At 68.7% G+C, this 12674-nt stretch carries 12 protein-coding genes; 10 read left to right on the top strand and 2 right to left on the bottom strand.

The window, feature by feature from the left end:
* Positions 1 to 24: 24 nt before the first annotated feature.
* The 9 genes from AC5P9C_RS17710 (at position 25) to AC5P9C_RS17670 (ending at position 8982) form a co-directional block, all read left to right on the top strand.
* Positions 25 to 654 carry a nucleotide-binding protein gene (locus tag AC5P9C_RS17710; RefSeq protein WP_005420986.1) on the top strand — a complete coding sequence of 210 codons (630 nt, stop codon included), beginning with the start codon at positions 25 to 27 and terminating at the stop codon, positions 652 to 654.
* A 39-nt stretch (positions 655 to 693) separates the two neighbouring features.
* Entirely contained in the window at positions 694 to 1170 is a 477-nt protein-coding gene (locus AC5P9C_RS17705) for a SixA phosphatase family protein (RefSeq protein ID WP_343541567.1), read from the top strand.
* Between the two features lie 4 nt (positions 1171 to 1174).
* A complete protein-coding gene (locus tag AC5P9C_RS17700) occupies positions 1175 to 1792 on the top strand; it encodes a YceI family protein (protein WP_049466268.1) in 618 nt (205 codons plus the stop codon).
* Positions 1789 to 3837, top strand: a complete 2049-nt coding sequence (locus tag AC5P9C_RS17695) for a phospholipase D family protein (protein ID WP_049466270.1) — start codon at positions 1789 to 1791, stop codon at positions 3835 to 3837. The genes AC5P9C_RS17700 and AC5P9C_RS17695 overlap by 4 nt, the downstream gene beginning before the upstream one ends.
* A gap of 10 nt (positions 3838 to 3847) precedes the next feature.
* The gene (locus AC5P9C_RS17690) at positions 3848 to 4282 is read left to right on the top strand and encodes a hotdog fold thioesterase (protein ID WP_049466272.1); all 435 of its coding nucleotides are present in this window, start codon (positions 3848 to 3850) and stop codon (positions 4280 to 4282) included.
* Between the two features lie 118 nt (positions 4283 to 4400).
* The gene (locus AC5P9C_RS17685) at positions 4401 to 5192 is read left to right on the top strand and encodes a lysophospholipid acyltransferase family protein (RefSeq protein ID WP_049466274.1); all 792 of its coding nucleotides are present in this window, start codon (positions 4401 to 4403) and stop codon (positions 5190 to 5192) included.
* Positions 5193 to 5244: 52 nt separating this feature from the next.
* Entirely contained in the window at positions 5245 to 6234 is a 990-nt protein-coding gene (locus tag AC5P9C_RS17680) for a YheT family hydrolase (RefSeq protein WP_049466306.1), read from the top strand.
* Between the two features lie 56 nt (positions 6235 to 6290).
* The gene (locus AC5P9C_RS17675) at positions 6291 to 8360 is read left to right on the top strand and encodes a tetratricopeptide repeat protein (RefSeq protein ID WP_414615134.1); all 2070 of its coding nucleotides are present in this window, start codon (positions 6291 to 6293) and stop codon (positions 8358 to 8360) included.
* 10 nt (positions 8361 to 8370) lie between these two features.
* Complete coding sequence (locus tag AC5P9C_RS17670; protein WP_049466278.1) at positions 8371 to 8982, top strand: YbhB/YbcL family Raf kinase inhibitor-like protein; 612 nt, start codon at positions 8371 to 8373, stop codon at positions 8980 to 8982.
* A 157-nt stretch (positions 8983 to 9139) separates the two neighbouring features.
* Here AC5P9C_RS17670 and AC5P9C_RS17665 read toward each other — a convergent pair whose 3' ends face one another.
* Positions 9140 to 9964, bottom strand: coding sequence for an META and DUF4377 domain-containing protein (locus AC5P9C_RS17665; protein ID WP_049466280.1), 825 nt, complete (start codon positions 9962 to 9964; stop codon positions 9140 to 9142).
* Between the two features lie 73 nt (positions 9965 to 10037).
* Positions 10038 to 10832, bottom strand: coding sequence for an undecaprenyl-diphosphate phosphatase (locus AC5P9C_RS17660; protein ID WP_057493697.1), 795 nt, complete (start codon positions 10830 to 10832; stop codon positions 10038 to 10040).
* 223 nt (positions 10833 to 11055) lie between these two features.
* Here AC5P9C_RS17660 and glnA point away from each other — a divergent pair, with 223 nt between their 5' ends.
* Complete coding sequence (glnA, locus tag AC5P9C_RS17655) at positions 11056 to 12465, top strand: type I glutamate--ammonia ligase (RefSeq protein ID WP_019661939.1); 1410 nt, start codon at positions 11056 to 11058, stop codon at positions 12463 to 12465.
* The last annotated feature ends 209 nt before the right edge of the window (positions 12466 to 12674 follow it).

Below are 12674 nucleotides of genomic sequence, written 5' to 3'. Positions count from 1 at the left end.
CACGTACCCGGAAGCGAGGCTGGCATGAAGACGATCCTGGTGGCCGGTTCCAAGGGCGGGGTGGGCAAGACCACCGTCGCCACCCACCTGGCCGCGTACGCGGCATTGCAGGGCAAGGCCACGGTGATCGCCGATGCCGACCCGCAGGGCTCCAGCACCCGCTGGGCGCAACGGCGTGCCGGGCTGGAGAGCGCGGTGCTTCCCATCGACGTGTATCGGAAGAAGCAGTGGGCGCAGAAGCTGCCCGACGGTACCGATACCGTCATCATTGATGCGCCGGCCGGTGCGCTCGCCGACGATATCCCCCACTTCCTGGACGCGGCCGATGCCGTGGTGGTGCCGGTGCTGCCCTCGGCGCTGGATATCGAAGCCATCGTCGGCTTCCTCAACAGCCTGGCCCAGAACCCGCGCGTGCACAGCCGCAAGCTGCCGGTGGGGCTGGTGCTCAACCGTACCAAACCCTGGACCCAGACCTCGCAGCAGGCGCTGCAGATGCTGGCCGAGTGGCCGTACCCGGTGGTCGCGCAGCTGCGTGACAGCCAGAGCTACGTGGTCATGACCGGCCTGGGCCGCAGCCTGTTCGACTACCGCTCGGCCCAGGTGCGCGAGCACCAGGCCGACTGGGAGCCGCTGCTGTCCTGGCTGAAGCTGTAAGGCTGCACGTCTCCATCCTCTTTTTCATGGAAACCCGCGATGCATGAATTGATCCTGCTGCGCCATGCCCATGCCGAACCGGCCACCCCCGGCCAGGCCGACCTCGACCGGCCGTTGTCGCCGGTCGGTCTGGCCGAAGCCGAGGCCGCCGGCAAGTGGCTGAAGGACAACAACCTGCTGCCCGACTGCGTGCTGTGCTCGCCGGCGCGGCGCACGCGCGAGACCCTGGAGGCGGTGCTGGCCGCCATCGGGTATGTGGAAAAGCGCCTGGAAGACCGGATCTACGAGGCCACCCCGGGCACCCTGGCGGCACTGGTGGATGAGCGCCGCGACCTCGATCGGGTGCTGATCGTCGGCCACAACCCGGGCCTGGAGCGCCTGGTGGCGCTGATGACCGAGGGCACCAGCAGCGACTACCGTGGCATGCCGCCGGCCGGCATCGCCGTGCTGGGCTTCCCGCGCGAGGCCACGATCGAACCGGGCGTGGCCAGCCTGAACGCGTTCTGGTGGCCGTGATCCGATGAGCCGGGTGCGGCGCGGCCGCTTCCTGCTGCCCGCGTTGCTGGCGCTCGGCCCGGCCTGGGCCGCGGCGCCCCCGCCGACTCCGTTGCCGGCGGTGTCGGCCGAAGCGCCCCGGCCATTGCGCCTGGATACCCAGCGCTCGCGGATCGGTTTCGAAGTGCGGACCCGCTTCGGCCAGCGCATCGAAGGCGTGTTCCCGCACTTCGAGGGACGCATCGAGATCCTGTCCGACGGCCGCCACCAGGTGCACCTGAAGATGTTCACCCGCTCGGTGGAGATCCCCGGCAAGGCGCGCTATACCGGCTGGATGCGCGGCGAGGAGTTCTTCGATGCCGGGCGCCATCCGGTGGTCGAGTTCGACTCGCTGCCCTACTGGCCGGAGACCGTGGAGCAGGGTGGCGACATCCAGGGCCGGCTGACCCTGCGCGGCATCAGCCATCCCGAATCGCTGCGGGTCGAGAAAGCGGAGTGCGCCCGACCCGGCTATGATTGCGATGTCGTCAGCCGCGGTACCGTGCAGCGAGGCCGGTATGGAATGGACAGCTGGCAGCTTGCCTTGAGTGACCGAGTGACCTTCGTATTGCGTGCGCGCCTGAGCGAGGCGCCGAAACCGTGAACCTCCTGCTGCGTGTACTGGCGCTGGCAACCGTGTTGCTGGGCAGCGGTTGTGCATCGCTCTCGCATGCCGAACGCGATCGCGCCGAGGCGATCGCCGTGCAGGCGCGCTCCAGCCAGGTGGACTGCCAGCGCGCCGACCGCTGCGCGCAGGACTCGCCGCTGCGCGCGTTGGCCGGCCGGGCGTTCACCGAATCCACCCCGCAGCAGCCGCGCCACTACGCCACCCTGCTCGACGAGGGCGAGGGTGCCCTGGTTGCGCGCCTGAACCTGCTGCGCAGCGCCACCCGCAGCATCGACCTGCAGACCTACATCTTCGACAAGGACGACAGCGCCCGGTTGGTCATCGACGAGCTGCTGGCTGCATCGCGGCGCGGGGTGAAGGTGCGGGTGCTGATCGACCAGCTCTCGGCGATCTCCGACCTGCAGATCCTCGGCGCGCTGTCCGGCGCCCACCAGAACTTCCAGCTGCGGGTCTACAACCCGACCTTCGGCAAGGCCCGGCTGAACTACTTCGACTATGCCGGCAGCGTGCTGTGCTGCTTCCGCCGCTTCAACCAGCGCATGCACAACAAGCTACTGGTGATCGACGATGCGATCGGCGTGGTCGGAGGCCGCAACTACCAGGATGACTATTACGACTGGGACCGCGAGTACAACTTCCGCGACCGCGACGTGCTGATTGCCGGCCCCGAGGCGCGTGCGATGGCGGCCAACTTCGATGCCTTCTGGCGTGCCCAGCGCAGCGTGCCGGCCGAGCGCCTGAACGATGTCGGCCGGACCCTGCTGCGCGAAGGCGTGCCGGCCCTGCCACCGGCCAGCTTCCGCCGCCCCGAGCGGGTGCAGCGGGTCAGTGCCGAGGCCAACGACATGGACTTCGTCACCCGCGCGTTCGTCGATACCGCGCTGCCGGTGGCGTCGGTGCGCTATGTCGCCGACCTGCCACGCAAGCACCGGCGCCAGAAGGCCGATGCGCCGCTGGCCGGCCAGCACGTGACCGAGCCGCAGCTGGATGCGCTGATCGCCGGCGCGCAGAAGGAAGTGATCCTGCAGACCCCGTACCTGGTGCTGTCCAAGCCGGCGCAGGCGCTGTTCCGCGAGCTGCGCAAGCGACCGCAGCCGCCACGGGTGGTGGTGTCCAGCAACAGCCTGGCGGCCACCGACAACCCGATCGTGTATGCGCTGTCGTACAAGTACAAGCGGCGCAACATGCGCGAACTGGGCTTCAACATCTTCGAATACAAGCCGTTCCCGCTGGATGCCCCGGTCGACTACCGCAACCTGCTGCCTGATCCGATCGCCGCACCCGGGGGCGACGACGACGGTGGACGCAACCCGCTGATCGGCGGCAGCGCCGCCGGCAGCAATGCCGGCGACCGCCGCGACGCGCCCGCGGCGCCTGCCAGGCAGGCGCCGGTGAACCATCCGCGCACCGGCAGCGCGTACCAGAACGCACGCGAACGTCGCCGCGCGGCCGGCAGCGAGGTCGAGACCCGCCTGCTGCGCACCGAGACGCGGCCCTCGTTCCTGGGCAGCAAGGCGGTCAACAAGCCGCTGCCGGTCACCCGCAAGGGCGCGCGCATGGGCCTGCATGCCAAGTCGCTGGTGGTCGATCGCCGCATCGGCGTGGTCGGCACCCACAACTTCGATCCGCGCAGCGAGAACTACAACACCGAAGGCGCGGTCATCATCGATGACCCGGCCTTCGCCGAGCAGCTGGCCGAGAGCATCCTGCGCGACACCCACCCGCAGAATTCGTGGACGGTGGCCCCGCGGGCCAAGCCGCCGGTGCTGTCCGGGCTGAACTACAGCGTCGGCAAGGCCTCCGAAGCGCTGCCGATCCTCGACTTCTGGCCGTGGCGCTATGCCACCGACTACGAGTTCAAGCCCGGCCCGGACTGCCCGCAGCCGCTGCCCCGGCAGGACCCAGACTTCCACCGCTGCTACGTCGCCGTGGGCGACTTCCCCGAGGTCAATGTCGGCCCGAAGTGGCTGCTGGTCCGCATGCTGACCGCATTCGGTGCCGGCCTCGTTCCCATCCTCTGAAGGTGCCCGCATGACCCAGGTGTTCCGCGAAGCCGTTTCCCTCGAGCAGCTCAATGCGCTCAGCCGCAACACCGCGATCGCGTCGTTGGGCATTGTCTTCAGCGCGGCCGGTGACGACTGGCTGCAGGCCACCATGCCGGTGGACGAGCGCACCCGCCAGCCCTACGGCATCCTGCACGGCGGCGCGTCGGTGGTGCTGGCTGAAACCCTGGGCAGCAGCGCTGGCAACCTGTGCGTGGATACGGCGCAGCAGGTCTGCGTGGGCCTGGAAATCAACGCCAACCATGTGCGCGCCGTGCGCTCGGGCACCGTCACCGGCACCGCGCGCGCGCTGCACGTCGGCCGCAGCACCCAGCTGTGGGAGATCCGCATCGAGGATGAGCAGGGCCGGCTGGTATGCATCTCGCGGCTGACCCTGGCGGTGGTCGCGGCCGGCCACGGCTGAGCCCCGGAAGGCCGGTGACGGCAGCAGAACCCAGCGTTCCCTGCCGATTGCCCCGGTCAATGGCAGTTATGGCCTAAATCGGCTGGCAGCGATGACGGCCCTCCGGTATCGTGCGCGGATGACTTCCCCCACTCCGGCCCCCCGCGGCGGCGTGGCGCGTGTGTGCCGTTACCTGTACCGCGTACCGCTGCTGTTGGTCCACATCATCGTGTTCCTGCCGCTCATCCTGATCGGCATGCTTCGGCCGTGGGGCGAACTGCGCGTGGGCGAGGCGACCCTGGGGGCCAAAGTGGTCAACTGGTGGCAGGGGGGGCTGATGTGGATCTTCGGCTTCCGCCTGGTGCAGATCGGCACGCCGCTGCCCGGCGCTGTGCTGTTCGTCGCCAACCACGTCAGCTGGGTCGACATCTGCATCCTGCACAGCCAGCGCATGATGGGCTTCGTCGCCAAGCGCGAGATCGCCAGCTGGCCGCTGGTCGGGTGGCTGGCCGCGCGTGGCCAGACCATCTTCCACCAGCGCGGCAACACCGAATCGCTCGGTGGCGTGATGCAGGTGATGGCCGATCGCCTGCGCGAAGGCAAGGCGGTGGGCGTGTTCCCGGAAGGGCGTACCCGCGGGGGCCACGAAGTTGGCCCGTTCCATGCGCGCATCTTCCAGGCTGCGGTGGAAACCGGCGTGCCGGTGCAGCCGGTGGCGCTGGTGTACGGGGCCAACGGTGATGCGCAGACCATTGTCGCCTTCGGCCCCGGCGAGAGCTTCTTCGCCAATTTCCTGCGCCTGCTCGGCGAGCCGGCGCGGCGTGCGGAAGTGCATTTCCTGGCACCCATCGGTGCGCAGGACCTGGAAGGCCGTCGGCGCATCGCGGAGACGTCGCGCGCGCGCATCGTGGCGGCCATGAGCACCGGGTGAGGGTGCGGTGGCCCTGATCCCGCCACCCGTCCTGGACGCCGGCACGCCGACGTTGCACGCGGCTGACTACCAGCCGCCGCGCTGGCTGCGCAACCCGCACCTGCAATCGATGCTCAGCTCCAGCCGCATGCGCCTGCAGCGCGGCCTGCTGTTGCTGGCTGCGACCGGCGCGGTCAGCGAAGAGCTGATTCTCGATGGCGGCGATGGCGTGCGCCTGCAGGGCTGGCACAGCCATATCGAAGGCCGCGAGCCCAAGGGCATGGCGCTGCTGCTGCACGGCTGGGAAGGCAGCGCCGAATCCAGCTACATGCGCATGGCGGCCGCGCGCATGCTCGAGCAGGGCTTCGACGTGGTACGGCTGAACTTCCGCGACCACGGCAATACCCATCATCTCAACCCCGGCATCTTCCACTCCAACCTGATCGACGAAGTGGTGCATGCCGCGGGCGACATCGCCCAGCGCTGGCCGCAGCTGCCACTGGTGGCCGCGGGTTACTCGCTGGGCGGCAACTTCGTGCTGCGCCTGGCCCTGCGCGCGCCGGCGGCTGGCGTGCCGCTGCTGCGCGTGGCGTCGGTATGCCCGGTGCTGGACCCGGGCTTGACCATGGAGAACATCGAGAACGGTCCGGCGATGTACGACTGGTATTTCCGCCGCAAGTGGGCCGGTTCGTTGCGGCGCAAGCGCGATCTGTTCCCCGAACTGAGCGACTGCGACGACCGCGTGCTGAAGCTGGACATCCGCGCGCTGACCGCCTGGCTGGTCGAGCGCCACACCAGCTTCGGCTCGTTGCAGGCCTATTTCGATGGTTACTCGATCGCCGGCGATCGCCTGGCCACGCTGCAGGTGCCGGCCGACATCCTGATGGCGCAGGACGATCCGGTGATCCCGTACGCGACCTTCAGCGACTGGCAGCTGCCGCGCCAGGCGCACCTGGAAACCGCCTGCTGGGGAGGCCACTGCGGCTTCCTGGAAAACTGGCGGGGGGATGGCTTCTCCGAACGCTGGGTGGCGCAGCGGCTGCGGCGCGTGCTGCAAGGCTGAACCGGCACGGGCGCGCAGGCCGCTACAATGCGGGTTTGCCCTTGAACCGGACCGCCATGCAAGACCAGATCATCCAAGCGTTGCGCCAGAACGAGGCCGACCAGGCCGTGCAGCTGGCCCGGGCATGGACCCACGATGAACCCGGCCAGGCCGCGGCCCACCGCTGGCTGGCGCTTGCGCTGCAGCAGCAGGGCAAGGTCGAGGACGCGATGGACGCCCTGCAGCAGGCGCTGCAGCTGGCCCCGGACGATGCCCAGCTGCACCTGCAGCACGCCGGCCTGCTGCTGGCCCTGCGCCAGTTCGAGGGCGCAGGCGAGGCCCTGACCCGCACCACCGGGCTGGACCCGAACGCGTTTGCCGCGTACCTGATGCAGGCCCACCTGGCGATCGGCCGCAATGATTTCGACGAAGCACAGCGACTGTCCACCCTGGCTTCGCGCGTTGAACCGGACCATCCGGAACTGCTGACCATCGACGGCATGATCGCGCTGCGCCGCGATGACCCCGATCGCGCGCTGAGGCTGCTGTCGGCCGCCAACCAGGCCCAGCCCAACGACCCCCGCGTGCTCTACGCACTGGGCTTCGCCTACCTGGGCAAGAACATGCTGGCCTTCGCCGAACAGGCATTCCGCCGCGTGCTGGAGCTGAACCCGGCGATCTCCTCGCTGCATGGCCTGGTGGTGCAGCTGGCCATGCGCCAGGGCAACCTGGAAGCCGCCGCCGAAGCCATGCAGGTCGCACTGCAGCAGCAGGGCATGGATACGCCGTCGATGCGCCGCCTGGCTGGCGAGCTGGCGCTGCGCAGCGGCCAGCCGCTGCAGGCGCTGGAACACCTGCTGCCGTTGCTGGAATCGGCGCCCGGCGACCGCGAGGTGCTGCAGCTGCTGCTGATGTCCTGGCAGCGCCTGGGCCGCGAAGACGAAGCACGCGCACGTCTGGATGCCGCGCTGGAGCAGCACCCGCAGCTGCACGACCTGTGGCTGGCGCGCCTGGCGGTGGAAGAGGTCGGCAGTCCCACTGCTGCCGCCACGGTCGAGCGCTGGATGGACACGATGCCGGGCCACCTGCCGGCGCTGGAAGCGCGCCTGCGGCTGCACGACATGGTGGGCGAACACGCCCAGGCCGAAGCGATCGCCGAGCGCATCGTCAGCCTCGAGCCGGGCCGCGTCAGCGGCGAGACCCGCCTGGTCGAAGGCCTGCTGCAGCGCGATCCGGCCGCCGCCATCGCCCGCGTGCAAGCGCTGATCCAGATGGCCCCCGAAGGCCACCGCGCCGACCTGCGCACCTGGCTGGGCGAGATCCAGGATCGCGCCGGGCAGCACGAAGACGCGCTGCAGACCTGGCTGGCGCTGCAGGCCGACCAGGCACCGCAGCGCCTGCCGCTGCCGCCGCAGGCCAAGGCGCCGCCGAGCTGGCCGGACAAGGGCGAGATCGATGCGCAGGCCACTTCCGCGCCGATCTTCCTGTGGGGGGCACCGGGGTCGGGCGTGGAACGCGTGGCAACCGGCCTGGCCGCCGCCAGCCCGGTGCTGCGCAGCGACCGCTACACCTCCAGCGCACCCGACGACGCGTTCCAGAACTACCACACGCTGCAGGACCTCGCTTCCGGCGTGCTGACCCCGGAGCGGCTGGTGCAGCGCTGGCGCGAACAGCTGCCGTCGCGCGGCGTGCAGGACGACGCGATCATCGACTGGCTGCTGTGGTGGGACAACGCGCTGCTGTGGGCGCTGCGCCCGCAGCTGCCGCAGGGCCGCCTGCTGGTGGTGCTGCGCGACCCGCGCGACATGCTGCTGGACTGGGTGGCCTACGGTGCGGCCGCGCCGCTGGCGATGACCTCGCTGGCCGAAGCCAGCGAATGGCTGGCGCGCGCGCTGGCCCAGGTTGCCGCCCTGCACGAGGACGACCTGTATCCGCAGGTGCTGCTGCGCATCGACCAGATCGGCAACGATCCGCAGGCGATGGCCGATCTGCTGGGCCGGCTGTTCGAGCGGCCGATGCCGCCGGCCGCGCAGCTGGGCGCGCCGCGGTTCCCGCCGGGCCACTGGCGCAACTACCGCGACGTGATGAGCGCCGCCTTCGCCAAGCTCACCCCGATCGCGGTGCGCCTGGGCTATCCGGAAGAGTGAGGAGAATGCAATGCAGCTGAGCAGCCACAGCCTGGCCAATGGTGCGCCGATCGACCGTGAGTTCGCCGCCGGCGATGCCGCAGGTTTCGCACCGGACCGCAATCCGCACCTGGCCTGGAGCGGGGTGCCGGAGGGCACCCGTTCGTTCCTGCTGGTATGCGTCGATCCGGACGTGCCGACGGTGCCGGAAACGGTCGGGCGTACCGACATGAGCGTGCCGCGCGACCAGCCGCGCTGCGATTTCGTGCACTGGGTGATGGCCGATATCCCGGCCTCGGTGCGCGAGATTGCCGCAGGCAGCTGCAGCGACGGCTTCGTGGTGAAGGGCAAGTCCGCACCGGCCGGCCCGGCCGGCAGCCGCCAGGGCCTGAACGACTTCACCGGCTGGTTCGCAGGCAATCCGGACATGGCCGGCGATTATCTGGGCTATGACGGCCCCTACCCGCCTTTCAACGACGAACGCGTGCACCGCTACTTCTTCCGCGTGTTCGCGCTGGACGTGGCGTCGCTGCAGCTGCCGGAACGCTTCACCGCCGCCGACGCCTACCGGGCCATGCACGGCCACGTGCTGGCCGAAGCGGCGCTGCACGGCACCTACACGTTGAATCCGGCGCTGGGCTGAGGCGGCATGACGGGTCGTGCCGGCCGCTGGCCGGCAACGCCCGTGTGCTGCCGGATCCGCGCAGGGCAGCCGGCCAGCGGCCGGCTCCACCCACAACGAAGAAGGGCGGCCTTGCGGCCGCCCTCCACCCGTCAGCCGACTGACAGTCGGCTCTGCATCACTTCTCGATGGCCGACTCGACCACCATGTCCAGCACGTACGCCTGCGACGGCGCATCGGCCGGCGGGTTCTTCACCTCGTAGCGCTTCACGCGCACCACGTTGCGCACGCCGTCTTCGTGGGTGTAGCCCTCGATGGTGCCGTAGAAGTTCTCGAACTTGCCCGGCTCACCCTGCTTCAGGCCCTTGTCGTCGAACTTCACTTCGCGCACCTGCAGGCACTGGTAGTCCGGGATCAGCGGGTGCGAGCACTTCTCGGTCTTGGCCGCCACTTCCAGGAACACGGTCTCGCCGGCGCCGCCATAGCGGGTTTCAGCGGTCGGTTCCGGGTTGAACACCAGCACGTCGCCCTTGGCGTTGGTCAGGGTCAGCGTGCCATCGGCACCCTGCTCGGCCTTCAGCTCGCCCTGCAGGCGGCTCGACACGGCCTCGTCCAGCGCCATCAGCGCCTTGTCGGTGCAGGCCATCATGGTCGACGCCATCGCGCTGACGCTCAGCTTGCCAGCGTCGAAGGTGTAGCCGCCGCCCATGCGGTTGCAGGTGTTGCTGACCGACAGGCGGCCCTCAGCGAAGTCCAGGGTGACCGGCTTGTCTTCGCGGGCGAACAGCGCGTCGATGCGCTTGCCGTCGGCGCCGGTGGCCTGCTGCAGCCGCCAGTGCTGGCTCTGCAGGCGCTGCGCATCCAGGTGCGCCAGCGTCTGCTGGTCTGCTGCCTTGGCCGCGGCCGGGGCCACGTCGTCGCCGCCGGTGCCGGCCGGGGCCGGGGTCTGGCTGCAGGCGGCCATCAGGGCCAGCGGAAGGAGCAGGGTGAGCTTGCGGTTCATGGTGATTCTCCTTGGGGAACCGTGGGGGAAACGGAGCGAGGCCGGCAACGGGGTTGCCACGCCCCGGCGCTGTTCAGCTGCCGGATGGCAACCACAGCAGCAGTGCCGCGCCCAGCGCGATGCGGTAAAGGGCGAAGGCGGTGAACGTGTGTGACTTGATGTAGCCCATCAGCCACTTCACTACGACGAAGCCGGTGACGGCTGCGGCAAGGAAGGCCACGCCCACGTCGGCCCAGTTCTCGCTGCCCAGCTGCCCGGCCCTGGCCATTTCCAGGAAGGTGTAGGCGCTGGCGGCGAACATGGTGGGAATACCCACCAGGAACACGAACTCGGCCGCGGCGGCACGGCGGCTCAGGCCCAGCAGCATGGCCAGGAAGATCGCCGAGGCCGAACGTGAGGTGCCGGGGAACACGCCAGCCACCACCTGCGCCAGGCCCACACCGATGGCCACCGTCCAGGTCACCTGGTCGCGGTCGGGCAGGCGTGCGGTGTAGGCCTCCACCAGCAGCATCCAGACGCCGCCGATGATCAGCGCCCAGGCCACCGGGCTGACCGTCTCCGGCAGTGACCAGCCGGCCTTGCGCACCACCAGGCCGACCACCGCGGTGACCAGGAACGCAGCGCCCAGCTTGAACACGTACTCGCGGTTCTCGCGCTGGTTGAAGCCGGTGGCCAGCTGCAGCAGGCGCTGGCGGAACACCAGCACCACGGCCACGATGGCGCCGGCCTGGATGACGATGTTGAAGAAGTCCGAGCGGGCTCCCAGCCAGTGCTGGGCAATGAGCAGGTGGCCGGTGCTGGAGATCGGCAGGAATTCGGTCAAGCCTTCGAGGATGCCCAGCAGCAGGGCGGAGAGCAGGTCGGACATGGACGGTGCGTGCACGCGCGGCGGAAGGAAGAAGGTCGAGAGGATAGACGATCCCCGCTGCACCAAACGGGTGCGTGCGGTACCCCGCGCACCCGTTTGGTGCGCGCTGATCTGCACCGGTGCGGGGCGGGCTTAGTGAAATCAACGACTTGCGGGTTGCAAAAAGTTGGCACGGTCATTGCTGTACCTCAGCAGGCATTCATCCCCATCCGAGGTCGTACCGATGTCCGTGGAAAACGTTGAGAAGCTGATCAAGGACAACCAGATCGAATTCGTCGATCTGCGTTTCGTGGACATGCGTGGCGTCGAGCAGCACGTCACCTTCCCGGTCAGCATCGTCGAGCCGTCGCTGTTCGAAGAAGGCAAGATGTTCGATGGCAGCTCGATCGCCGGCTGGAAGGGCATCAACGAGTCGGACATGGTGCTGCTGCCGGACCCGTCCAGCGCCTATGTTGATCCGTTCTATGCCGATCCGACCCTGGTGATCAGCTGTGACATCCTCGACCCGGCCACCATGCAGGCCTATGGCCGTTGCCCGCGCGGCATCGCCAAGCGCGCCGAGGCCTACCTGAAGTCCTCCGGCATCGCCGAAACCGCGTTCTTCGGCCCGGAGCCGGAGTTCTTCATCTTCGACTCGGTCCGTTTCGCCAATGAAATGGGCAACACCTTCTTCAAGGTCGATTCCGAAGAAGCCGCCTGGAACAGCGGTGCCAAGTACGATGGCGCCAACAGCGGCTACCGCCCGGGCGTGAAGGGCGGTTACTTCCCGGTTCCGCCGACCGATACCCTGCACGACCTGCGCGCTGAGATGTGCAAGACCCTCGAACAGGTCGGCATCGAGGTGGAAGTGCAGCACCACGAAGTGGCCACCGCCGGCCAGTGCGAGATCGGCACCAAGTTCAGCACCCTGGTGCAGAAGGCCGACGAACTGCTGCGCATGAAGTACGTGATCAAGAACGTCGCGCACCGCAACGGCAAGACCGTCACCTTCATGCCCAAGCCGATCGTCGGCGACAACGGCAGCGGCATGCACGTGCACCAGTCGCTGTCCAAGGGCGGCACCAACCTGTTCTCCGGTGACGGCTACGGTGGCCTGAGCCAGCTGGCGCTGTGGTACATCGGCGGCATCTTCAAGCACGCCAAGGCCATCAATGCCTTCGCCAACTCGGGCACCAACAGCTACAAGCGCCTGGTGCCGGGCTTCGAGGCGCCGGTGATGCTGGCCTACTCGGCCCGCAACCGTTCGGCCTCGTGCCGCATTCCGTGGGTGTCCAACCCGAAGGCACGCCGCATCGAAATGCGCTTCCCGGATCCGATTCAGTCCGGCTACCTGACCTTCACCGCGCTGATGATGGCCGGCCTGGACGGCATCAAGAACCAGATCGACCCGGGTGCACCGAGCGACAAGGACCTGTACGACCTGCCGCCGGAAGAAGAGAAGCTGATCCCGCAGGTCTGCTCCTCGCTGGACCAGGCGCTGGAAGCACTGGACAAGGACCGCGAGTTCCTGAAGGCCGGCGGCGTGATGAGCGATGACTTCATCGACGGCTACATCGCGCTGAAGATGCAGGAAGTAACCAAGTTCCGCGCGGCCACCCACCCGCTGGAATACCAGCTGTACTACGCCAGCTGACCGGGCGCGATGGCGGTGGGTTCCCCCTCCCACCCGCCGCCATCGCTTCCGTTTTCGCGGCTGGGGAGCCGCAAGGCGGGCGCAGGCCCGCCGTTGTAGAGCGGACTGTCAGTCCGCTGCATTGGAACGCGGGCCTTTGGCCCGCTTATCCAGGGGCAAGAGAGAGACCGGATACGCGACCAGGGCCGCCCTCCCTCCCGCGTCGGTCG

This window comes from Stenotrophomonas sp. YJH_SMC_10 (genome assembly GCF_059371555.1).
Note: the sequence above shows the minus strand (reverse complement) of the source record. Positions and strands in the feature narration are given on the sequence as shown.

Excerpts from the sequence above, each read along its gene's own strand:
- AC5P9C_RS17685 (WP_049466274.1), top strand. The coding sequence starts at position 4,401 with ATGACTTCCCCCACTCCGGCCCCCCGCGGCGGCGTGGCGCGTGTGTGC.
- glnA (WP_019661939.1), top strand. The coding sequence starts at position 11,056 with ATGTCCGTGGAAAACGTTGAGAAGCTGATCAAGGACAACCAGATCGAA.
- AC5P9C_RS17710 (WP_005420986.1), top strand. The coding sequence starts at position 25 with ATGAAGACGATCCTGGTGGCCGGTTCCAAGGGCGGGGTGGGCAAGACC.
- AC5P9C_RS17665 (WP_049466280.1), bottom strand. The coding sequence starts at position 9,964 with ATGAACCGCAAGCTCACCCTGCTCCTTCCGCTGGCCCTGATGGCCGCC.
- AC5P9C_RS17660 (WP_057493697.1), bottom strand. The coding sequence starts at position 10,832 with ATGTCCGACCTGCTCTCCGCCCTGCTGCTGGGCATCCTCGAAGGCTTG.
- AC5P9C_RS17700 (WP_049466268.1), top strand. The coding sequence starts at position 1,175 with ATGAGCCGGGTGCGGCGCGGCCGCTTCCTGCTGCCCGCGTTGCTGGCG.
- AC5P9C_RS17670 (WP_049466278.1), top strand. The coding sequence starts at position 8,371 with ATGCAGCTGAGCAGCCACAGCCTGGCCAATGGTGCGCCGATCGACCGT.
- AC5P9C_RS17690 (WP_049466272.1), top strand. The coding sequence starts at position 3,848 with ATGACCCAGGTGTTCCGCGAAGCCGTTTCCCTCGAGCAGCTCAATGCG.
- AC5P9C_RS17705 (WP_343541567.1), top strand. The coding sequence starts at position 694 with ATGCATGAATTGATCCTGCTGCGCCATGCCCATGCCGAACCGGCCACC.
- AC5P9C_RS17675 (WP_414615134.1), top strand. The coding sequence starts at position 6,291 with ATGCAAGACCAGATCATCCAAGCGTTGCGCCAGAACGAGGCCGACCAG.